General features: G+C 37.9%; 19 protein-coding genes and 1 pseudogene. 15 read left to right on the top strand and 5 right to left on the bottom strand.

The window, feature by feature from the left end; translation table 11 throughout:
* The first annotated feature begins 5 nt into the window (after positions 1-5).
* The 14 genes and pseudogenes from atpA (at position 6) to fabZ (ending at position 13,306) form a co-directional block, all read left to right on the top strand.
* Positions 6-1,514, top strand: a complete 1,509-nt coding sequence (gene atpA / locus ACFX4G_RS15835; RefSeq protein WP_013085461.1) for a F0F1 ATP synthase subunit alpha — start codon at positions 6-8, stop codon at positions 1,512-1,514.
* A gap of 105 nt (positions 1,515-1,619) precedes the next feature.
* The gene (locus tag ACFX4G_RS15830; protein WP_013059800.1) at positions 1,620-2,477 is read left to right on the top strand and encodes a F0F1 ATP synthase subunit gamma; all 858 of its coding nucleotides are present in this window, start codon (positions 1,620-1,622) and stop codon (positions 2,475-2,477) included.
* Between the two features lie 36 nt (positions 2,478-2,513).
* On the top strand, positions 2,514-3,935 hold the full coding sequence (gene atpD / locus ACFX4G_RS15825) for a F0F1 ATP synthase subunit beta (protein ID WP_013059799.1): 1,422 nt from the start codon (positions 2,514-2,516) through the stop codon (positions 3,933-3,935).
* A 26-nt stretch (positions 3,936-3,961) separates the two neighbouring features.
* The gene (locus tag ACFX4G_RS15820) at positions 3,962-4,366 is read left to right on the top strand and encodes a F0F1 ATP synthase subunit epsilon (protein ID WP_013085460.1); all 405 of its coding nucleotides are present in this window, start codon (positions 3,962-3,964) and stop codon (positions 4,364-4,366) included.
* A gap of 274 nt (positions 4,367-4,640) precedes the next feature.
* The gene (locus ACFX4G_RS15815) at positions 4,641-4,877 is read left to right on the top strand and encodes a DUF1146 family protein (protein WP_013059797.1); all 237 of its coding nucleotides are present in this window, start codon (positions 4,641-4,643) and stop codon (positions 4,875-4,877) included.
* Positions 4,878-5,037: 160 nt separating this feature from the next.
* A complete protein-coding gene (locus ACFX4G_RS15810; RefSeq protein WP_013059796.1) occupies positions 5,038-5,778 on the top strand; it encodes a YwmB family TATA-box binding protein in 741 nt (246 codons plus the stop codon).
* Positions 5,779-5,809: 31 nt separating this feature from the next.
* Positions 5,810-7,114: a UDP-N-acetylglucosamine 1-carboxyvinyltransferase gene (murA, locus tag ACFX4G_RS15805; protein WP_013085458.1), complete on the top strand. Its 1,305-nt coding sequence runs from the start codon at positions 5,810-5,812 to the stop codon at positions 7,112-7,114.
* Positions 7,115-7,276: 162 nt separating this feature from the next.
* Positions 7,277-8,299, top strand: a complete 1,023-nt coding sequence (gene spoIID, locus ACFX4G_RS15800) for a stage II sporulation protein D (RefSeq protein ID WP_013059794.1) — start codon at positions 7,277-7,279, stop codon at positions 8,297-8,299.
* Positions 8,300-8,461: 162 nt separating this feature from the next.
* Positions 8,462-9,292: a stage II sporulation protein SpoIIQ gene (spoIIQ, locus tag ACFX4G_RS15795; RefSeq protein WP_377575626.1), complete on the top strand. Its 831-nt coding sequence runs from the start codon at positions 8,462-8,464 to the stop codon at positions 9,290-9,292.
* A gap of 275 nt (positions 9,293-9,567) precedes the next feature.
* Positions 9,568-9,831, top strand: coding sequence for a sporulation transcriptional regulator SpoIIID (gene spoIIID, locus ACFX4G_RS15790; protein WP_013059792.1), 264 nt, complete (start codon positions 9,568-9,570; stop codon positions 9,829-9,831).
* A gap of 186 nt (positions 9,832-10,017) precedes the next feature.
* Entirely contained in the window at positions 10,018-11,019 is a 1,002-nt protein-coding gene (gene mreB, locus ACFX4G_RS15785) for a rod shape-determining protein (protein ID WP_013085455.1), read from the top strand.
* Positions 11,020-11,130: 111 nt separating this feature from the next.
* A pseudogene (locus ACFX4G_RS15780) lies at positions 11,131-11,943 on the top strand (flagellar hook-basal body protein); the annotation flags it as partial.
* 23 nt (positions 11,944-11,966) lie between these two features.
* Positions 11,967-12,788, top strand: coding sequence for a flagellar hook-basal body protein (locus ACFX4G_RS15775; RefSeq protein ID WP_377575623.1), 822 nt, complete (start codon positions 11,967-11,969; stop codon positions 12,786-12,788).
* 83 nt (positions 12,789-12,871) lie between these two features.
* Positions 12,872-13,306, top strand: coding sequence for a 3-hydroxyacyl-ACP dehydratase FabZ (fabZ, locus tag ACFX4G_RS15770; RefSeq protein ID WP_013059788.1), 435 nt, complete (start codon positions 12,872-12,874; stop codon positions 13,304-13,306).
* Between the two features lie 28 nt (positions 13,307-13,334).
* Here fabZ and ACFX4G_RS15765 read toward each other — a convergent pair whose 3' ends face one another.
* Together ACFX4G_RS15765 and ACFX4G_RS15760 are read right to left on the bottom strand one after the other, a co-directional pair.
* Positions 13,335-13,757 carry a helix-turn-helix domain-containing protein gene (locus tag ACFX4G_RS15765; protein WP_034648293.1) on the bottom strand — a complete coding sequence of 141 codons (423 nt, stop codon included), beginning with the start codon at positions 13,755-13,757 and terminating at the stop codon, positions 13,335-13,337.
* A gap of 523 nt (positions 13,758-14,280) precedes the next feature.
* Complete coding sequence (locus ACFX4G_RS15760) at positions 14,281-14,718, bottom strand: YwpF-like family protein (RefSeq protein ID WP_097824913.1); 438 nt, start codon at positions 14,716-14,718, stop codon at positions 14,281-14,283.
* A gap of 96 nt (positions 14,719-14,814) precedes the next feature.
* Between ACFX4G_RS15760 and ssb the strand changes: the two genes are divergently transcribed.
* Positions 14,815-15,177, top strand: coding sequence for a single-stranded DNA-binding protein (ssb, locus tag ACFX4G_RS15755; protein WP_016765913.1), 363 nt, complete (start codon positions 14,815-14,817; stop codon positions 15,175-15,177).
* 536 nt (positions 15,178-15,713) lie between these two features.
* Here the strand turns inward: ssb and ACFX4G_RS15750 are convergent.
* The 3 genes from ACFX4G_RS15750 to ACFX4G_RS15740 all read right to left on the bottom strand — a co-directional run bounded on the left by ACFX4G_RS15750 (position 15,714) and on the right by ACFX4G_RS15740 (position 21,243).
* The gene (locus tag ACFX4G_RS15750; protein WP_377575619.1) at positions 15,714-16,760 is read right to left on the bottom strand and encodes a C40 family peptidase; all 1,047 of its coding nucleotides are present in this window, start codon (positions 16,758-16,760) and stop codon (positions 15,714-15,716) included.
* 297 nt (positions 16,761-17,057) lie between these two features.
* Positions 17,058-19,688, bottom strand: coding sequence for a DEAD/DEAH box helicase (locus tag ACFX4G_RS15745; RefSeq protein WP_377575616.1), 2,631 nt, complete (start codon positions 19,686-19,688; stop codon positions 17,058-17,060).
* Complete coding sequence (locus ACFX4G_RS15740) at positions 19,681-21,243, bottom strand: replication initiation protein (protein ID WP_097824909.1); 1,563 nt, start codon at positions 21,241-21,243, stop codon at positions 19,681-19,683. Before ACFX4G_RS15740 ends, ACFX4G_RS15745 begins: the two co-directional genes overlap by 8 nt.
* Positions 21,244-21,474: the final 231 nt, after the last annotated feature.

The following is a 21,474-nucleotide window of genomic DNA, read 5'->3' as shown; positions in this document are numbered from 1 at the left end:
AATTCATGAGCATCAAAGCTGAAGAAATTAGTGCGCTGATCAAGCAGCAAATTGAAAACTATCAGTCTGAGATTAAAGTGAGTGATGTAGGTACTGTTATCCAAGTTGGGGACGGTATCGCACGTGCTCATGGCCTCGACAATGTCATGGCTGGAGAACTGGTTGAATTTTCAAATGGTGTCATGGGAATGGCACAAAACTTAGAAGAAAACAATGTAGGTATCATTATTTTAGGACCATATACGGAAATTCGTGAAGGTGACGAAGTTCGCCGTACAGGACGCATCATGGAAGTTCCAGTAGGGGAGCAGTTAATCGGTCGTGTTGTTAACTCATTAGGTCAGCCAGTAGACGGCTTAGGCCCAGTAGAAACAACAAAAACACGTCCAATTGAAGGTGCTGCACCTGGCGTTATGGATCGTAAATCAGTACATGAGCCGCTTCAAACAGGTATCAAGGCGATTGACGCACTTGTGCCGATCGGTCGTGGACAGCGTGAGTTAATTATCGGTGACCGTCAAACGGGTAAAACATCGGTAGCAATCGATACAATCTTAAACCAAAAAGATCAAGATATGGTATGTATCTATGTAGCGATTGGCCAAAAAGAATCAACAGTTCGTAACGTAGTAGAGACATTACGTAAACACGGTGCTCTAGATTACACAATCGTTGTAACAGCATCAGCTTCACAACCAGCTCCACTATTATTCTTAGCGCCATATGCTGGGGTAACAATGGGTGAAGAGTTTATGTATAACGGTAAGCACGTACTTGTTATTTACGATGACTTAACAAAACAAGCATCAGCTTATCGTGAACTTTCATTACTATTACGCCGTCCTCCAGGTCGTGAAGCGTATCCAGGGGATGTATTCTACCTGCACTCTCGTTTATTAGAGCGTGCGGCAAAGTTATCGGACGCAAAAGGTGGAGGTTCATTAACAGCTCTTCCATTTATTGAAACGCAAGCAGGAGACGTATCTGCTTATATCCCAACGAACGTAATTTCGATTACAGACGGACAAATTTTCTTACAGTCAGATCTATTCTTCTCAGGCGTGCGTCCTGCGATTAATGCTGGTCTTTCTGTATCACGTGTAGGGGGATCTGCACAAATTAAAGCGATGAAAAAGGTAGCAGGTACACTGCGTCTAGACCTTGCATCTTATCGTGAGCTTGAATCGTTTGCTCAGTTCGGTTCTGATCTTGACCAAGCAACTCAAGCAAAATTAAATCGAGGAGCGCGTACAGTTGAAATCTTAAAACAAGGTTTACACAAACCGCTTCGCGTAGAAAAACAAGTAGCTGTGCTTTACGCATTAACAAAAGGCTTCTTAGATGACGTTCCGGTATCAGATATTACGCGCTTTGAAGACGAGTACTTAACATGGTTAGAGTCAAACCGTAAAGAAGTACTTGAATCAATCCGTACAACTGGTGGACTTCCTGAAGCTGGCGTATTCGAATCAGCACTTGAAGAATTCAAGAAAACATTTATTGCATCTGAATAATATATTGTCAGCATGGTATGTTAAGACAATCTTTCAATAAGGTGAAGGTGAACATTTGTTCACCTTTCATACCACGTGATCTTCTAAAACAAGGTGGTGAAACCTTTGGCATCATTACGTGATATACAAACTCGAATCACATCGACGAAAAAAACGAGCCAGATTACGAAAGCAATGGAAATGGTTTCAGCTGCAAAGCTGAATAGAGCGGAACAAAATGCAAAATCGTTTGTTCCATACATGGAAAAAATTCAAGAAGTAGTCTCAAGCGTAGCCCTAGGCAGCAGAGGCGCTTCACATCCAATGCTAACTGCGCGCAGTGTGAAGAAGACTGGTTACATCGTAATCACTTCAGATCGCGGTCTAGCAGGAGCATATAACAGTAATATTTTGCGAAAAGTATCTCAAGCTATTGAAGAACGCCATCAATCACCTGATGAATACGGTGTGATTGCAATTGGACGAGTAGGGAGAGATTTCTTCGTGAAACGCGGCATTCCGGTTTTGCTTGAAATCACAGGCTTAGCAGATCAGCCAGCTTTTGCTGACATTCAAGGAATCGCTTCACAAACAGTTCAAATGTTTGCAGACGGTACGTTTGATGAACTTTACTTATACTACAATCACTTTATCAATACGATTTCACAAGAAGTGACGGAGAAGAAGCTATTGCCTCTAACAGATCTTCAACCTTCTGGTAAACTTGTTGGTTATGAATTTGAACCATCACAAGAAGAGATTTTAGAAGTATTACTTCCTCAGTATGCAGAGAGTTTAATTTACGGCGGCCTACTTGATGGAAAAGCAAGTGAGCATGCTGCTCGTATGACAGCGATGAAAAGTGCAACAGACAACGCAAAAGATCTTATCAATAATCTTACATTGTCATATAACCGTGCACGTCAAGCGGCAATTACCCAGGAAATTACGGAAATTGTTGGCGGAGCGGCAGCGTTAGAATAGAAAGTTTAATGGAAAAGCAAGTTAGGAGGGAACACGATGACAAAAGGACGCGTTACTCAAATCATGGGTCCAGTTGTAGACGTAAAGTTTGACAACGGACACCTTCCGGCAATTTATAACGCCCTTAAAATTTCACATAAACCGAGCAGTGCAAGTGAAGTTGCAATCGAATTAACATTAGAAGTTGCGATTCACTTAGGTGATAACACAGTTCGTACAGTAGCAATGTCATCCACTGACGGCTTAGTTCGTGGATTAGAAGTAGAAGATACAGGTGCAGCAATCTCAGTACCAGTTGGTGACGTTACGTTAGGGCGTGTATTTAACGTATTAGGTGAAAAAATCGACTTAGACGCCCCAATCGATGCAGGTGCACGTCGTGATCCAATCCACCGTCAAGCACCAAAGTTCGAAAATCTATCTACACAAGCTGAAATTCTTGAAACAGGTATTAAAGTAGTAGACTTATTAGCTCCTTACATTAAAGGTGGAAAAATCGGTCTATTCGGTGGTGCCGGTGTAGGTAAAACAGTATTGATTCAAGAATTAATCAATAACATTGCTCAAGAGCACGGCGGTATTTCAGTATTCGCTGGTGTAGGTGAGCGTACGCGTGAAGGTAATGACTTATACCATGAAATGACAGATTCTGGTGTTATTAAGAAGACGGCTATGGTATTTGGACAAATGAATGAGCCACCTGGTGCACGTCAACGTGTTGCATTAACAGGATTAACAATGGCAGAATACTTCCGTGACGAACAAGGTCAAGACGTATTATTCTTTATTGATAATATCTTCCGTTTCACACAAGCGGGTTCAGAAGTATCAGCATTACTTGGCCGTATGCCATCAGCAGTAGGTTATCAGCCAACATTAGCGACAGAAATGGGTCAGCTTCAAGAGCGTATCACGTCAACAAGCGTAGGTTCTGTAACATCGATTCAAGCGATTTACGTACCAGCCGATGACTATACGGATCCAGCTCCAGCGACAACATTTGCTCACTTAGATGCAACAACAAACTTAGAGCGTAAATTATCAGAGATGGGTATTTACCCTGCGGTAGATCCATTAGCATCTACATCTCGCGCTTTATCTCCTGAAATTGTTGGAGAAGAGCACTATGCAATTGCGCGTCAAGTTCAACAAACGTTACAGCGTTATAAAGAGTTACAAGATATCATTGCAATCCTAGGTATGGATGAGTTATCTGATGAAGATAAACTTGTTGTACAACGTGCTCGTCGCGTTCAATTCTTCTTGTCTCAAAACTTCCACGTAGCAGAACAATTTACAGGTCAAAAAGGTTCTTATGTTCCTGTAAAAGAAACTGTTAAAGGATTTAAAGAGATCTTGGAAGGTAAATACGATCATTTACCTGAAGATGCGTTCCGTTTAGTTGGTCGCATTGAAGAAGTTATTGAAAATGCGAAACGTATGGGAGTAGAAGTTTAATTTAAGGGACATAGGAGGTTTTTTAAATGAAGACAATCCATGTCAGTGTAGTGACTCCTGATGGCCCAGTTTACGAATCAGAAGTGGAAATGGTAAGTACCCGAGCACAGAGTGGTGAGCTTGGTATTTTACATGGCCATATTCCGATGGTTGCTCCTTTACAAATTGGAGCAGTCCGCTTGAAGAAAGCAAGCAGTACAGAACTTGTGGCTGTTAGCGGAGGATTTCTTGAAGTAAGACCTGACAAAGTAACAATTCTTGCACAGGCTGCTGAAACAGCTGAAGAGATTGACATAGCTCGTGCAGAAGAAGCGAAAAAGCGCGCTGAAATGCGCCTTGATAGCAAACAAGATGACGTTGATGTTAAGCGTGCTGAAATTGCCTTAAAACGGGCAGTCAATCGTTTAGATATTAGTCAACGTAAGTTCTAAAAAAAGCCCTCTCAAACGAATGAGAGGGCTTTTTTGCTCTATTATACAAAAAGGGAAGAGCAAATAGCATTGATCTATGATTATATATTCCATTTAAATAAGCGCATCTATCTTCTTTATTTTGCTCAATAGTGGAAAAGGATCTTAAAATAGGGAATAAAATAAATGTTTTTCATGTTACCGTTTACGAATTTGCATAAGTGTGCTTTAATATGAAAAGAAGAGACGATGATCGTCTCTTCTTTTCATATGGTGTTTAAAAGGAGTGCTTTTATTGTTTGGAGGAATTGAACAGCAAACGTTACTAACCATGATTTCACATTTGATTTTTATTGTGATTACTTGGTATGCTTTGCAAGGCTTTCAAATTGAAAAGCTGATGAAACCTAATCATGTGTTTCAAGCAAAATTAATGCTTATTTTATTGACCATTACGATTTCATCAACAGTAAGTAATTTCTTTTTGGATTATTTATTTTGGTCACAGCGCATTCCCTCATTTTTTCAATGATTGGCAAGCTATGAGTCTATGATAAAATAGGCGTTCATTCATTGAAGATATACGAATTTATACGCTAATGTATGTCGCTATGTCTAAATATGACGACCCTTTTCATGTATGTATCATCGCCTTCTGGAAAGACTGATGAGTACGGAGAGGGAGTGGCGAAATGTTTAAAAAAATTAGTGTCTTTTTGGCTATTTTCATTACTGGCTTATTCGTATATCATGGAAGTTATGTGAGCAATGCCCAAAACAATGAAACTACTATTGAGAAGATTGTTCACACCTTAAATAAGCAGCATGTTTCGTTAACTGAAGTATCGTTGTATGCAAGAGAAGAAGTAAAAGCTGTTACTGACCAAAAAACCTTTTATTCGCAAGCTAAAAGTATTAAAAGTAATTTTAGAGGTTTTAAATGGGAAGTGAAGAGGGAAAGAGACCTATGGAAAGCAATAGGTACACGCAAAAGTGAAGATGTGAACGAAGTCATTCTGTTAACTTATGCGATCGATGAACACAGCAATGCGTACATATCGTATCATGTAACGGGACAAGGTTTGAAAGAAAAAAATATGACCCATTTTCAAAATGTATTTCAGACAAATTATGAAAAAATTTTCCTATCAGAACCCATAATTTTCTCTTGTGCAACTGGGGAAATCAATGATAAGATGGAAAGTGTTTTGTCTGTTGAAATTCAAGACCTATTACGAGCTTTCAATGCTAAACCAGTGGAATCTCTAGTGGAAGAGTCATTTACCTCTGTTTCAGCATATACTGGACTGTGGAAAGAAGCTCTTCAAACGAAAAAGCAGGAAATGAACTTACAAATTGCATTACGCAAGACAAGAATGGGCGGTCAAACAACCATAGTTGTTGGCACACCTATCATTACGTCTGAATATTAATATAGAGAAAATGGACGCGGAGGGGAATACCTTGGAAAAAATCATCGTCCGCGGTGGAAATAGATTAAGCGGTACAGTTAAAGTTGAAGGAGCAAAAAACGCCGTTTTACCTATTATCACTGCAACCTTATTAGCTAGTGAAGGAAAAACAATTCTAAATGATGTACCAGCTCTCTCCGATGTATTTACGATTGGCGAAGTTTTAAGACATCTGAATGCAGAAGTAGATTTTGAAACAAATCGTGTAGTTGTAGATGCATCAAGAGAGTTAAAAACAGATGCACCTTTTGAATATGTAAGAAAAATGCGCGCTTCAGTACTTGTAATGGGTCCTTTATTGGCGCGTACAGGTGAGGCTCGTGTAGCTTTACCTGGCGGATGTGCAATTGGATCAAGACCGATTGATCAGCATCTTAAAGGCTTTGAAGCAATGGGTGCTAAAGTTCAAGTAGGAAATGGTTTTATTGATGCAAAAGTTGAAGGAAGACTAAAAGGTGCTAAAATTTATTTAGACTTCCCAAGTGTAGGTGCCACAGAAAATATTATGATGGCAGCAGCATTAGCGGAAGGCACTACAATTATGGAAAACGTAGCAAAAGAACCTGAGATTGTCGATTTAGCAAACTTCTTAAACGCAATGGGCGCTAAAGTTCGCGGTGCAGGAACTGGTACGATCCGTATTGAAGGTGTTAATAAATTATATGGTGCAGAACATGCAATTATTCCAGATCGTATCGAAGCTGGAACATTCATGGTAGCAGCAGCTATTACAGGTGGAAACGTACTTGTACGCGGTGCAGTAGCAGAGCACATCAGTTCCCTTGTTGCTAAAATGGAAGAAATGGGTGTTGAAATTACTGAAGAAGGCGACGGCTTACGTGTTGTAGGACCTGAAAAGCTAAAATCAGTAGATATTAAAACAATGCCTCATCCAGGGTTCCCTACGGATATGCAATCTCAAATGATGGCATTATTATTAGCAGCAGAAGGCACAAGTATGATTACAGAAACAGTTTTTGAAAACCGCTTTATGCACGTAGAAGAGTTTCGCCGCATGAACGCTGATATTAAAATTGAAGGGCGCTCTGTTATTATTAACGGACCTACTCAACTACAAGGCGCTGAAGTAGCAGCAACAGATCTTCGTGCAGCAGCAGCGTTAACATTAGCAGGACTTGTAGCAGACGGCTATACGCGTGTAACGGAATTAAAACACCTTGATCGTGGTTATGTAAATTTCCACAATAAATTAGCCGCTTTAGGCGCTGATATTGAACGTGTAAATGATGAAACAAAGCAAGTAGAACAAACTCAACAGGCTTCAGACGTCAAGTAAATATGTCATAAAAAAAGCATCTCATAGCGAGATGCTTTTTTTGTCGTTGGACGACCCTTATGGCCGGTTTGCTGTCATAAAAGGTTGTCCACCTCCATACATATGGAATATAGGGATATAGGTGTTCCTTGTCAAAATAATAGATATGGAGGCTAGGCGTTCATGAAACAAGCAAAGCCAATCGTCGTACTAGGAGTCATCTTTTTTTTCGTTGTGTTACTCATCCCAACACTTCTCGTTGTTCCTTTTACTGAAAAGACAGATGGAAAGCTACATGAAAATGTCAAACAGACCCCAAAAACCGAAAAACTACAAAAAGTGACAGCGTCTCCTCTTGACGTCAGTGTTTATCGTACGGAAACGAAAAAAGTAGAAAAACTGCCGCTCGAAGACTATCTTGTAGGGGTAGTAGCAGCTGAAATGCCTGCTACTTTTGAGCTTGAAGCACTTAAGGCTCAAAGTTTGGCAGCCAGAACCTATATTGTGCAAACTATGATGAATGGAAATAGTCATCTTCCCCAAGGAGCGGATGTGACTGATACCGTAGAGTACCAAGTATATTTAAATAAAGATGAGCTAAGAAGCAGATGGAACAAAGACTATGATTGGAAAATCAAAAAAATTCAAGAAGCAGTGAAGGACACCCAAGGTCAAATTCTTACGTATAAAAATAAGCCAATTAATGCTACGTTCTTTTCTACCAGCAATGGTTACACTGAAAACTCAGAAGCATATTGGAAGAATTCCATTCCTTATCTAAAAAGTGTAGCTAGTCCATGGGATAAAAAGTCCCCTGAATTTACAAATCAGAAAGTAATGTCTGTTGCTAGCTTTGAACAGAGGCTTGGAGTGAAATTAACAAACAGTGGATCAGTAGGTGAAATCGTCTCTAGAACGCCGGGGCAGCGCGTAGATTACGTAAAAATAAACGGTAAAGAACTGTCGGGAAAAGATGTTCGGGAAAAACTGGGTTTATCCTCAGCCGACTTTCATTGGACAAAAAAAGGTAATGAAATTATCATCAACACAAAAGGATATGGACATGGTATTGGGATGAGTCAGTACGGAGCAAATGGTATGGCACTAGAAGGAAAAACCTATAAAGATATTGTTACTCATTATTATACAGGTGTTGCGATTACCCCTAACGATCAGTTTGTTGCACAATTGACAGCTAAACGCTAATTAAAAGACCCTTATAGCAGGGTCTTTTTTTATGTTTTTCACTTTTTTTAAATAAAATGTATATTTTAGATTCATCTGTTGAAAAATAATCGAAAAAAATTTTTTATCGCTGTGTATATATTCATTCAATTGTGTTCAGACTGATTGCTGAGGTGATGATATATGAGAGAGGAAGAAAAGAAACGTACTTCTCCAAAATCGAAAGTTCAAAAATTAGTTAGAAAGCGTTGGGTGTTCCCGGCTATCTATTTAGCGAGTGCAGCAATTATTCTTACAGCAGTCCTTTGGTTTCAAGCTAATGGAAACGATATTAGCAAAGAAGACAAAAGCGGCTATAGCCAAGACGGTACGGCTTATCGAGACGACGCTGTAGAGGTAAATGCTTCGCTTGAAAATTTAAAAATGCCAGTTGCTAGTAAAGCATCAGCTATCGTGAAAAAGCCTTTCTACGACGATCAAGCATCTGAAAAACAGCAAGAAGAAGCACTAGTTTTCTACAACAATACGTATCATCCAAACACAGGTGTTGACTTAGCTGTTAAGGGAGATAAATCATTTGATGTTGTAGCAGCAGCTAGCGGTACAGTAACAAAAGCAACAAAAGATCCTTTACTAGGTTATGTAGTAGAAATTGATCACAAAGATGGTTTAGTCACACAGTATCAATCTCTTGAGAAAGCTGATGTAGAAGTAGGAGATATTGTTAAGCAAGGCCAAACGATCGCAAAAGCTGGAAAAAGCTTATATAATCAAGAAGCAAAAACACATGTACATTTTGAAGTTCGTAAAGATGGTGTAGCAATTAATCCAAGCAGTTATTTTGGAAAATCTGTTAGTTCTATCAAAGAAGTCAAAGCAGCTGAAGTGACAGAACCAAAAGACGACTCTTCTTCTGAAGAATCAAAGGATAGCGAAAAATCATCTGATGAAAAGACTAAAGAAGATAAAGATTCAAAACACCCTTCAACAGATACGTCTAAACCAAATGCATAAGGCAAGACCATAAATACGAAAAGAAGCTGGATAAAATCGAGCTTCTTTTTTTATGAATTTTTCTAAAATGAGATGCATTATGTTAAAAAAGTAAATAAAAAACACTAAATTTTCAAAAAAATATAAGAAATCACTTGTCCTTACTGACTTTTCTAGCATATATCTGCACACAAGCTAATAAACTGTTACAAACCTATAAAGAGAATGTTAGAAAAGGGATAATATATACATTCCCTTGGATACTTCTCATATCCAATTTGGGGAGGGCGAGTAGTGTGCACGATTACATCAAAGAGAGAACTATCAAGATTGGAAAGTATATTGTAGAAACAAAGAAAACAGTTCGTGTAATTGCGAAAGAATTTGGCGTTTCGAAAAGTACTGTCCATAAAGATTTAACAGAGCGTCTACCAGAAATAAATCCTGAGTTAGCAAATGAAGTAAAAGAAATTCTTGATTATCATAAATCTATTCGGCATTTGCGTGGAGGAGAAGCAACAAAATTAAAGTACAAAAAGGAAGAAGAAACTGTAAAATGAAAAAATGCCCAATATTGCCTTTTTTATAGAGGTAGTATAGGGCATTTTATTTTTTGGATAAAATAGGTATATAATAAATATTTTTGCTAATAACAACATACATATACAAATTGTGATAAAATAGTAAATTAGGAAAAAAGAATGGTTATCATGCAAAGATATGTAAATAGAAGGAGGATTTAAGGTATGTTAGCAAAAGACATTGGTATCGATTTAGGTACAGCTAACGTCTTAATTCACGTTAAAGGCAAAGGAATTGTGTTAAATGAACCGTCTGTTGTGGCGATTGATAAAAATACAAATAGAGTGCTAGCAGTAGGGGAAGAAGCGAGACGTATGGTAGGAAGAACGCCCAGTAATATTATTGCCATTCGTCCCTTAAAAGATGGTGTTATCGCTGACTTCGAAATTACAGAGTCTATGCTCAAACACTTTATTAACAAATTAAATGTAAAAGGTTTTTTATCCAAGCCTCGCATTTTAATTTGTTGTCCAACAAATATTACCTCTGTTGAACAAAAAGCCATTCGCGAAGCTGCTGAAAAGAGCGGTGGAAAAACCATTTATTTGGAAGAAGAACCAAAAGTCGCGGCAATTGGCGCTGGAATGGATATCTTTCAGCCGAGCGGAAATATGGTCGTAGATATTGGTGGAGGTACAACCGATGTGGCCGTCCTTTCAATGGGCGATATCGTAACAGCAGCTTCTATTAAGATGGCTGGTGATCGTTTTGATGCCGAAATTTTGCAGTACATTAAGCAAAAATATAAGCTCTTAATCGGAGAGCGTACAGCAGAAGAAATTAAAGTGAAAATTGGTACGGTGTTTCCTAAAGCTCGTAATGAAGAGCTGGACATTCGAGGGCGAGACATGGTTTCAGGCCTACCTCGTACGATTACTGTTTATTCTGAAGAAGTAGAGGAGGCACTTAGAGAGTCTGTCAGCGTCATTGTACAAGCTTCGAAAAGTGTATTAGAGCGTACACCTCCTGAACTTTCTGCCGATATTATAGACAGAGGCGTTATTTTAACTGGCGGTGGAGCATTGCTTCACGGTATGGACCAGCTGTTAGCGGAAGAATTAAAGGTGCCTGTGCTAATTGCAGAAAATCCAATGGGTTGTGTAGCTGTTGGAACAGGTATTATGCTCGATAATATTGATAAACTATCTCGTCGCAATATTGTTTAAATAAATGAAGACTCCTCTATTGGCTCGTTTCATACAGAGGAGTCTCTTCTTTTATCTATTATACTCTGTGAGCTGGCTATAACGAGCAACGTTTACTTGTAAGGAGGATGATTTTACACGGCAGCGGCGGGTATGCTGTCTCAACAGCGTCAAACTGACTTATTAACGAATAACATAGCAAATGCTAATACGCCAGGATTTAAAGCAGATCAAGGTACGTTAAAGGCATTTCCTGATATGTTGCTGCAGCGAATGGAATCTGAAGATTTATCTACTGACCGTAGCATCTCTGTTCAGAACAAAAAAGAAATAGGTACGATTAATACGGGCGTGTATATGCAAGAAACAGTTCTAAATTTTACACAAGGTGATCTTCAGCAAACGTCTCAATCAACTGATATTGCATTGATGGAGCAAAATATGCCTACAAAAGAGGGCGGACTATTTTTTGTGGTACAAAGCCCTGATAATACGCCTCAATATACAAGAAACAGTAATTTTACATTAGATCAGGAAGGGTTTTTAACTACGTCTACCGGAGCTTATGTATTAAATACAAATAATCAACCAATTCAACTAAAAAGTGAAAACTTTACAGTTGATTCACAAGGTAACGTAACGGAAAATAATCAGCAGGTCGCACAAATCGATATTGCTTATGCTAGTGACTTACAAACGATTAAAAAGGCAGGGAATGGATTGTATGAAACGCTGAACAATCAGCCCTTGCCTTCAGCTAGGAATAATCCAGGCATTTCTTATCAGTTAAAGCAAGGATTTGTTGAACGTTCCAATGTAGATGCTGCTCAAAGTATGACTGATTTACTAACGGCTTACAGAGCTTTTGAGGCAAATCAAAAAATAATGCAAGCTTACGATAGAAGCATGGATAAAGCGGCAAATGAAATTGGGCGTGTGCGCTAAAAGCAACAGGGGAGATGAGAAGGATGAACCGTACAATGATAACAGCGGCCAATACGATGGGACAGCTGCAGCAGCAGCTTGATGTCATTGGTCATAATCTATCTAATACAAATACGACAGGATATAAAGCGAGAGATGCTTCATTTAATGATATGCTGTATCAACAAGTAAACAATCAAGAAGATAAGGGAACAGAAAAGCGGCTTACGCCAGCTGGAATTCGGCAAGGCACAGGCGCTTATTTAGATCAAATGAGCTTGAATATGACGCAGGGTGCTTTTCAGAATACAGGTAAACTATTAGATGTAGCTGCATCAAATCCAAACGTTTATTTTCAAGTTGCCGTAAACGATTCCCAACAGCCTGTACAATATACGAGAGATGGTTCTTTTCATCTTAGCCCTGAAGGCCCGAACAATGTTAAATTAGTAAACGGTTCTGGTCAGGATGTGCTGGGGGAAAATGGTCAAGCTATTATTTTCAGTAACGCGTTCAAAGATATACAAATTGATGGAAGTGGAACGATAACGGTTACTATGAATAAGGGTGTTGACCAGTTTACACTTGGGTTAACAAATGTCCAAAAGCCGCAGGTGCTCGAAGCTAAAGGAGAAAATCTATTTGCCTTTCCAGCAGGGATGAATCAACCGAATATGTTTACAGATTTGACTGGAAGAGCTCGAGAAACAGCAGGCGTAGAGCAAGGGAAATTGGAACAGTCAAATGTAGATTTGAGTAAAGAACTTACTGATATGTCCATTGCTCAACGTGCGTATCAATTTAATTCCCGCTCTATTTCAATTGCAGATCAAATGATGGGCTTAGTTAATGGGATCAGAGCTTAAGCAAGTAGTTGCTTCTCAATTGAGCATTCTGTATATTGATAATAGTATCGTATGTTACATGCGGTTTGAAAGGAGACTTATTTATGCTTGATATTGAACAAATTAAAGAAATTATTCCACACCGATATCCATTTTTATTGGTCGATCGTATTTTAGAAGTGGAAGAGGGAAAAAAAGCAGTTGGTTTAAAAAACGTATCTGCCAATGAAGAATTTTTTAACGGGCATTTCCCTGACTATCCTGTGATGCCAGGGGTTTTAATTGTAGAAGCTTTGGCTCAGGTAGGAGCAGTAGCTATGCTAAAAAAAGAAGAAAATCAAGGACGTTTAGCATTTTTTGCAGGCATTGACAACTGCCGCTTTAAAAAGCAAGTAAGACCTGGTGATCAACTGCGTTTAGAGGTTGAAATTGTACGTGCGCGTGGATCTATTGGCAAAGGAAAAGGTATCGCAACTGTAGATGGAGAGTTAGTCTGCGAAACAGATATTATGTTTGCTTTAGGCGATAAAAAAGAATAGTACATAAGAGCTGCTGATGCAGCTTTTTTTATTGGCGCTGCAAAGCAGAAAAAAGTTTCTTTAATAAAGGTATAATATCCGTTAGCAACTCTTTTTGAAGTGTTGGTGACAGAGATGAAAATTGTAAGAGCACATGTTTCAATAAGGGCTGTTTATCTATGAGGGTTAAAATGGTCTCGTCGTGTGAATCCGATTCACATTTTCTTGTTAAGTAAAGAAGTTGGAAGTCATGTAAATGATCTTGTTTATAAGAGGAAGGCTCAATAAGTTGGTCCAGCGTAATTTGAAAACAATTACATAGAGATAAAAAATCAAAAATGGAAGGCGTTTGTTTTGAACATTCCCATTTTGAAATAGTTGTACGAGAAACATTCAACTGATTTGCTAATTCTTCTTGTGAAAATCCTCCTTTTAGTCTGAACTGCTTAATTCTTTCTCCAAAATCCTTCATATGCATCACCTGATTTCGTAAAGATAAATATATGTCTTATTGTTCGAATGTAGTTCATATTCTTTGTAATATGCTAAATTCGCACAATATGAAACATATACACTTTACCTTCTGCAATAAAGGGAATAAAACCTGTTTTTATTTCTTTTTTTTCTCTAAAAAGATTCATTTTTCTGCATGGATATAAAAAAAAGAACAAAAATAAAGGTTTTTACAGTAAAAAAATCCTATTTTTTGTTCGGTATATTGAAAAAAATGGTTGAATAACGGGGAAAAATGCATTAATATACGAATTACAAAGAAAAAGGAGTGAAAAAATGACAAATTTTTATTTGAAAAGGCAAGGCGCTCGCATAAGAGATAATCGCTTCAAACGTTCTAATTGTGCTCATTTATTTTTAGGAAAAAAAGAAAGGTACCTCTCCAGTGAGTTCTCTTTTCTTTACCCTTCTCATGCACCAACGAAAAAGACCGCAAACAATAATCCTCTCTTTTAAATCCAGACACCTTGAGATGACTTGACTTATTTTTTAGATGTACTTTTTATCGGTCTGTTTCGAAGCTGCAGTTTGAACTGTTGAAGTAATTCTTGACCTGATAACCCTTGGTTAATTAAATCCTCTAAGAGCATTTCAGCATAATGAAGTCTCCGTTCTTTTAAAACACCTTTCATCAACAAACTAATACGATTTTCACCAATTGAAGTAATGGAAGCCACGGTAGCTATAAAGGTAGCCGGATCATTTGTTTCTTTCGTAATTTTAGCTTCTACCGTCATTTTTTGTTTATCTTTCAACAAAACATGAAATTCATCGTACCATTTCTTATCGATAACTGCTTCTAAAATCCAGTTATTTTCGCCGTCTTCTTTATTAATAATAAGGCCATTAGTGAGTGAGACAGACTGACGTTTTTCTTGATCATCAACCAATTGAAATGACACAAGTTTAAATGTTTTCATTGATGTTTCCTCCTTTACGTAAATAGTAGGTTATCCATATTATAACATGAATGAGCTTAAAGATTCCCATTATTCAATCAGTTGGAGTGGGAGACTATGATTAACCATATTGTTCTTGTAGGAAGACTGACAAAAAAACCCGAGCTTCGATATACCCATGAAGGGATTGCAGTATCTACTATTACTTTAGCAATTAATCGAACGTTTCGAAATGTTGAAGGTGAATACGATGCTGATTTTGTCAACATTACTCTGTGGAGAAAAAATGCAGAAAATACGGCTGCTTACTGTGATAAAGGAGCGGTTGTAGGTGTAGTAGGGCGTGTACAAACGCGCACATTTGAAAATAATCTTCAGCAACGAGTATATATGACCGACGTTGTGGCTGATGCTGTTAAGTTTTTAAGTGGAAAGCCATCCGGTTTTTCTTCATTTGATTCAAATCAACAAGAAGAATAAAGTTATCTAGTATGAAAGGGGGTGATTAGTTCAGCTAAGGTTTTAATTCCTCTTATCTATCATAATAGAAGATAGATCCTTTTTAAGAGCAATGCTCTTTCTATGTTCTCAAGAGAGAAAACTAAAGTATTCACTATCCCCGAACTATTCCTCTATTTCAGCCGTTAAATCATTTAACGGTTTTTTTCTGTATATAAGAGATTGAGACATAACTGAATTAATGCAATCTAAAGACAAACAAATGGGGTGAGCTAGTATGGATCATTTGTTACACCACTGTTGATTTCCGTGCAAGGCTTCGCTTTCCGCGGACGGCTGATGAGCCTCCTCGTCACTTGCGCGCGGTTTCATCTATTCTGCTTTTCTCGCAGGAGTCTTCGCTTTGCCCTCCGCTCAACAGCTAGAAGCACCTACATATATGAAACCTACGTCGACCCTACCAATGAAAAAATCCGAACGAGTTTGATTCTCCATCAAGAATCAAACTCGTTCGGATCTTCCTTCAACTAAAATACTTTTGTTTCAGCTTCTATCAATTATTTAGAAAATCTTTTTGCACCTAAGTAGCGCTTGCTCCAGTAGCTGTTATCTAAGCTTGCAACGGTTACACCCGTAGAAGATCCAGCATGAATAAATTGACGATTACCAAGGTAAATGCCCATATGTGTAGGACCGCTAGAATATGTATTAAAAAACACTAAGTCTCCAGGCTGTGGATTACTGACGGGTGTTGATACACTCCAATAACCAGCCGTCGTATAGCGCGTTGTAGAAATTTGTTGTTTCGTTACGTAATAAATGAATCCGCTGCAGTCAAAACCAGAAGGAGTTGTGCCACCCCATCTGTAAGGAACACCTATATAACGTTTTGCATCTGAAATCATTTGCGATACATTTAATGTTCCGTTAGAAGTTGAAGGTGTGGATGTACTTGGTTTTGTTGTTGGCGTAGTTGTTTGGCTGCTTTTTGATACCTTTAATTGTTGATTTACATAAATCGTATTAGATGTTAATCCGTTTATTTGTTTTAGCTCACTCACGCTCATGTGAAATGTCGAAGCTATTTTAGATAGGCTATCTCCACGCTGAACTTTGTAAGTTCCGTTTGCATCCTTAGAAGGAGTTTCTGCTGGTTTACTCGTAGTTGGAGTCGATGCGCTATTGCTTCCATTTACTTTTAACGTTTGGTTAATATAAATAATGTTAGAAGAAAGAGCGTTCAAACGTTTTAATTCTTCTACGCTCATATTAAAACGAGTAGCAACTTTCCAAAGGGTATCGCCGCTTTGAACTTTATAAGTCGAACCAGTAGCAGGAGCTGAAGGCTTTTCTTCCTTATTAGATGGTTGAGAGGTTGAAGCAGAAGGAATCGATAACGTTTGTCCTATGTGAATTGTATTTGAAGATAACTTATTTACGCTTTTTAAAGCTTCTACCGTTGTATGGTATTTGGTAGATAATGACCAAAGTGTATCTCCAGCTTTTACTTGAACAGTTGAAGCAGATGCTTCAGCTGAAGCTTGATATAAGAATGTCCCGCCAACAATGGCGCCTAGAGATAAAGCGAGCTGCCTTTTTTTCATTAATAAATCCCCCTAATTATGTAAATGTTCCGTGTTTATTTTTCCAATATGTCTATTAAATTACAAAAATATTATATGTATAAATATGCTGGAATTTAAAGAGAAAGTAAAGGGTCTTTTTCGCTATAAAAATACCTTTTTATTCAAAAAACGCTATTTATTGCGTTTTTTGTATCTTTATCAGTAGCTGGAGATTGATTTACACTTATTTTTTTGTGTCGAATGATCTAATAAAAAAAGAGGACAAGTAAAAAAGTCCTCTTTTTAGTAAAGTTGTAACACATTTTATAATTTTTCTTATTCATTTCTGTATGCAAGAAGCTCTTGTAGTTCTTTATTAGAAAGTTCTGTTACCCATTGATCTCCTTGGATGAGTTCATTGTTTAGATGTTGTTTTTGATTGATTACTTCATCAATTTTTTCTTCAATCGTTCCTCTTGTAATAAACTTATGAACATGAACAAATTTATTCTGCCCAATTCGATGGGCGCGATCGGTTGCTTGGTTTTCAACGGCTGGGTTCCACCATCGGTCAAAATGAATAACGTGATTTGCAGCTGTTAAATTCAATCCAGTTCCACCTGCGCGAAGAGAAAGGATAAAGATGGCTTTTTTCCTTGCTTGAAATTGAGCAACCATTGCATCTCGTTGTTCTTTTGACAAACTTCCGTGAAGGAATAAAACCGGCTCGTTGATTTCTTTTTCTAAGGTTCTTTGCAGCATGAGTCCTGTTTCAATATACTGAGTAAAGATTAAACAGCTTTCTTGCTGTGTGCGAATGCTCTCTACGAGTTCAATAATTTTTTGACTTTTATGAGATCGCCGTACCGTTTGTTTAGCTGTACTTTCCTTTAAGTACAAAGCTGGATGGTTGCATAATAATTTTAGCTTATTTAGTGTTTGCAAAATCATGCCTTTTCGTTCAAATCCTGTTTTTTCCTCTGTTTCTTGAAGCATTCCTTGAACTAGCTCCTGGTAAAGTGAAGCTTGTTCCGCTGTCAGCGGGATATATTCTTTTTGTTCTTGTTTATCAGGCAGTGAGCGGGCGATGTTTTTATCTTGTTTTGTTCTTCTTAATAAGAAAGGCTGAATGAGTGCTTTAAGCTCAACAGTTCGTTCAGGTTTCTCGCCTTTTTCAATGCCTGCTACAAATCGATTTTTAAATGAATTGATTGTTCCTAAGTAACCAGGATTGATGAATTCAAATAATGACCATAGTTCCAGCAGACGGTTTTCAATTGGAGTTCCAGTAAGCGCAATTTTGTGTCTTCCTTGTAGCTGACGGATAGCTCTCGCCTGTTTAGTCTGCGGGTTTTTAACATGTTGTGCTTCGTCTAAGGAAATGCTGTTCCACATAAACCCTTTCAACAATTCGACATCCAAAAGAGCAACTTGATAAGTCGTGATCACAACGTCAGTACTTTCACATATCTTCTCAAATGCGTATCCGTTGGTTCTTTTCGGCCCGTAATGAACATGAACACGAAGAGAAGGGGCAAATTTCTGTAATTCTTTTTCCCAGTTTCCAATTAAAGAAGTTGGGCAAACGATAAGAGAAGGAGAGCTATGTAACGGATGAATATTTGTTAAATAACTAATTAATTGAATGGTTTTACCTAGCCCCATGTCATCTGCTAGACATCCTCCTAAGTTAAACTTTCTCAAAAACATGAGCCAATTCAAACCTTGCTGCTGATAAGGTCTTAATGTACCTTTAAATTCAGAGGGAGGCAGCACTTCCGGCAGCCGTTCTAAATCCGTTAAGGATGTAATAAATGATTGAAAGGAAGCGGGTAGTTGGAACTCAACTTTTACCTCTTCTTCATCGGTTTTACTGTCTGCCATGTAGGTTAGCTTCGTTTTTAAAATTTCATGAATTGAGACGCCTTTTTTACTAGCTTCTTTAACAATTTTCTGCGCTTGTTTAATTAATCTAGAATCCAGTTGAATCCACTGTCCGTTAATAGATAATAATCGGCGTTTTTGTTCGACTAATTTCCGAAACTCTTCTTCTGAGAAAGTTTGATCGCCAATAGAAAATGACCAGCGGAAGCTGCTGATAGCTTGTTTACCAAATAATGCAGATGAAGTATTTTCTATAGTGCCAGATACTTTGATGGTGGCTTTTTTTAATGATTCCCACCAGCTTGGCAAATGGATAGAGACACCTTGTTTAATCAATGCTGCACTATCTTGAGTTAGAAATTCCCATACTTCCTCATCTGTTAGGACAGACTGAATAAACGCTCCTTTTTGGTATAAAGTAGGAGCCAATGCTTTCCATCGTTCGTGTTCGTAAGCGATATATGATTCGTAGTGGTTCCACTCTTTAGGAAGCGTTCTTCCAAGTATAAAAGGTTCTTTGGCTTCATCGTGGGGAATCACGAATGTTTCAGCCGTCCATACATCTCCATCGGTCGTTGGCTCTACAATACGCAATGAAAGGTCAAAGGGAGGATTATAGCTCTCGCCTTCTATGCTTATTAAAAAGTCCTTTCCTTCTTTTTTTAACAGGTTCTCTTTAATTTGTGCTCGCCACTCTTGCTCATCAGCTTGTGAAAGCGAGGCAGTCATTTGTTTTTTAAAAGGAAGAGAATGAAATTTCCCTTTGATAATCCTCTTTGTCATATCGACTGCAATTTGCTGATAAGCTTCCGCTGAAGCGGACAAAGCCGGTTTCAACACATGCTGTTGAATAGGTAATTGTATGAAAGTGAACATTTGCCATGCAGAAAGAAGAATTCCTTTTTTTCCATTAATCTCAACCTGTGTGGCTTCGCTTCCGTAATAGGTCTGTTCATGCCATAGAAACAGCGCATCTTTCCATGTATCAGGGAGCAAAATTTGGCCGCTAGGTGATACACAGTAGAGAAAAAAGTCACCGTGTACAGGTTCGACTTCAAGTGTTAAATGAAACAAATCAAACATTCAGTAAATCTCCTTTTTCTAATAGTTGTTGAAACGAGCGCTGTTTCTTTGTTTTTATCGCTAATTCTTCCATATAATGTTCCCATAGTAGAGAGCGATTCATTTGTAGATAAAGTCTCTTTAATTCTTGTAAGTAGATATAGGCTTCTTGATAACTGCTTTTCTTTTTTTCATAAATCAGCTTTGAAATCATTTGATGATAAAGAGGAATAACCAGCTTTTCATCTTTTTGTTTTAAGGCTTCTATCGTTTGCTCGTCATATTTGATGCTGTCATATTGAAGAAGCACCTGTAATTCAACCCACTTTTTCAATTGGTCAGAAGCATATAGAAAATCACTGTATTCAATAAAACTATAGGGAAGTAACGTTTGCAATGCTTCAGTATACAAAGTTTGATCGTTCGTTAAGTCTTTATAGTGCTGAAATAAATTTACAATCATGGAGACCATGTTTCGGCTTCCTTGATAAGTAGTCGGAACGGTGCGTACGTAATCTCCTATATAGGTCATTATATAAGAGCCCCACTGAGCAAAGCGGTCAGTTTCTTTTTCATGCAATAAATCATTTAACCAAGGAATAAGATAGGGAATCATTTGTAGTGTTTCATCGCTCAAACGTTCTTTTGCTTCGCCATCTTTTTCTTGAAGGAATAAAAGATAGGAAAGAGCTGTATTGTTTATAAAAGAACCGTACTTAGCTTTTAATTTGCTTTCCTCAATTTTTCGCCACTTTTCTAACGTGAAGATTTTTTGCCAAATAACGCGATAAATCTCAATACGTTCATATTGTAAAGGCATATCTTTATGCAATAATTCTCGGATGTATGGAATGCTGTCCTCTATAATAGATAATGCATCTCCATCATATTTCATTTGCTTTAACGAATCAGCGGTAGCATAAATTTCATTTGTTATTTTGTAGACGTGACTATATACGAATGATTCCTCGATGTTAGTAGAAAGCTGATGTGCCTGTAATTGAGCTGATAGTTTATAGAATGTATGAACCGCTCCATACATACAAAATAAAGCATAAAGCAATGGGTGCTCAGGAGCCTTTTTCACTAAAGCACGGTAATAGTACTGATAATATTCATGATAAATGGAACGGTCATTTTCGTTCCGCCCCTGCATAAAAAGCGTATACTGCTCCTCAAAAGTTTGTCTCCACTCTTGAAAAGTTGCCTTCGGCTTTTTTAACACTTGTTTGGCAGATAGCATAGTCAAAGCTGCTTTTTCATGGTTTCGCCATTCTTTGAATAGAGGAGCAAGCGGTTCTATTAATGAGTACATATAAAAAAACGCTGCAAAGCAGTGTTCACAAAATCCGTTATGCTGACAAGAACAGGTACTTTCAGGGAGCAACTGCTTGTTTAGTTCCACATAAAACGAATCGATTTTAACGTTTAATATCTGTTCATCATTGTGCAAAATGAAGAATGAATGGGTACGGTAAAGGTCTAGCCCTGCTTGGGCATTTGTGCGATAGCGTGCATCACTGTACGGGAAATGCTGTATAAATTGGTGCTGTAAGTGATCTGAAAACGAACTCATAATCCCATTCCTTTCTATACATAAGTGGAGCATAAAATTATATTTATAAGTGATTAATTTTCTTTTCATTATAAATGATAAAAATAGAATTATACAAAATCTTTTGTTATGATAAAGCAGAATCCAACATGACTCTTTATAAAAAGAAATGGATTCAACATGACTTTGTGTACATACTCAATCGCAGACTTACTATACTATAACCAATAAGCACGATTGACATTGACAGGA

It is taken from the genome of Priestia sp. YIM B13486, from assembly GCF_042787865.1.
GTDB lineage: Bacteria > Bacillota > Bacilli > Bacillales > Bacillaceae_H > Priestia > Priestia megaterium.
Note: the sequence above shows the minus strand (reverse complement) of the source record. Positions and strands in the feature narration are given on the sequence as shown.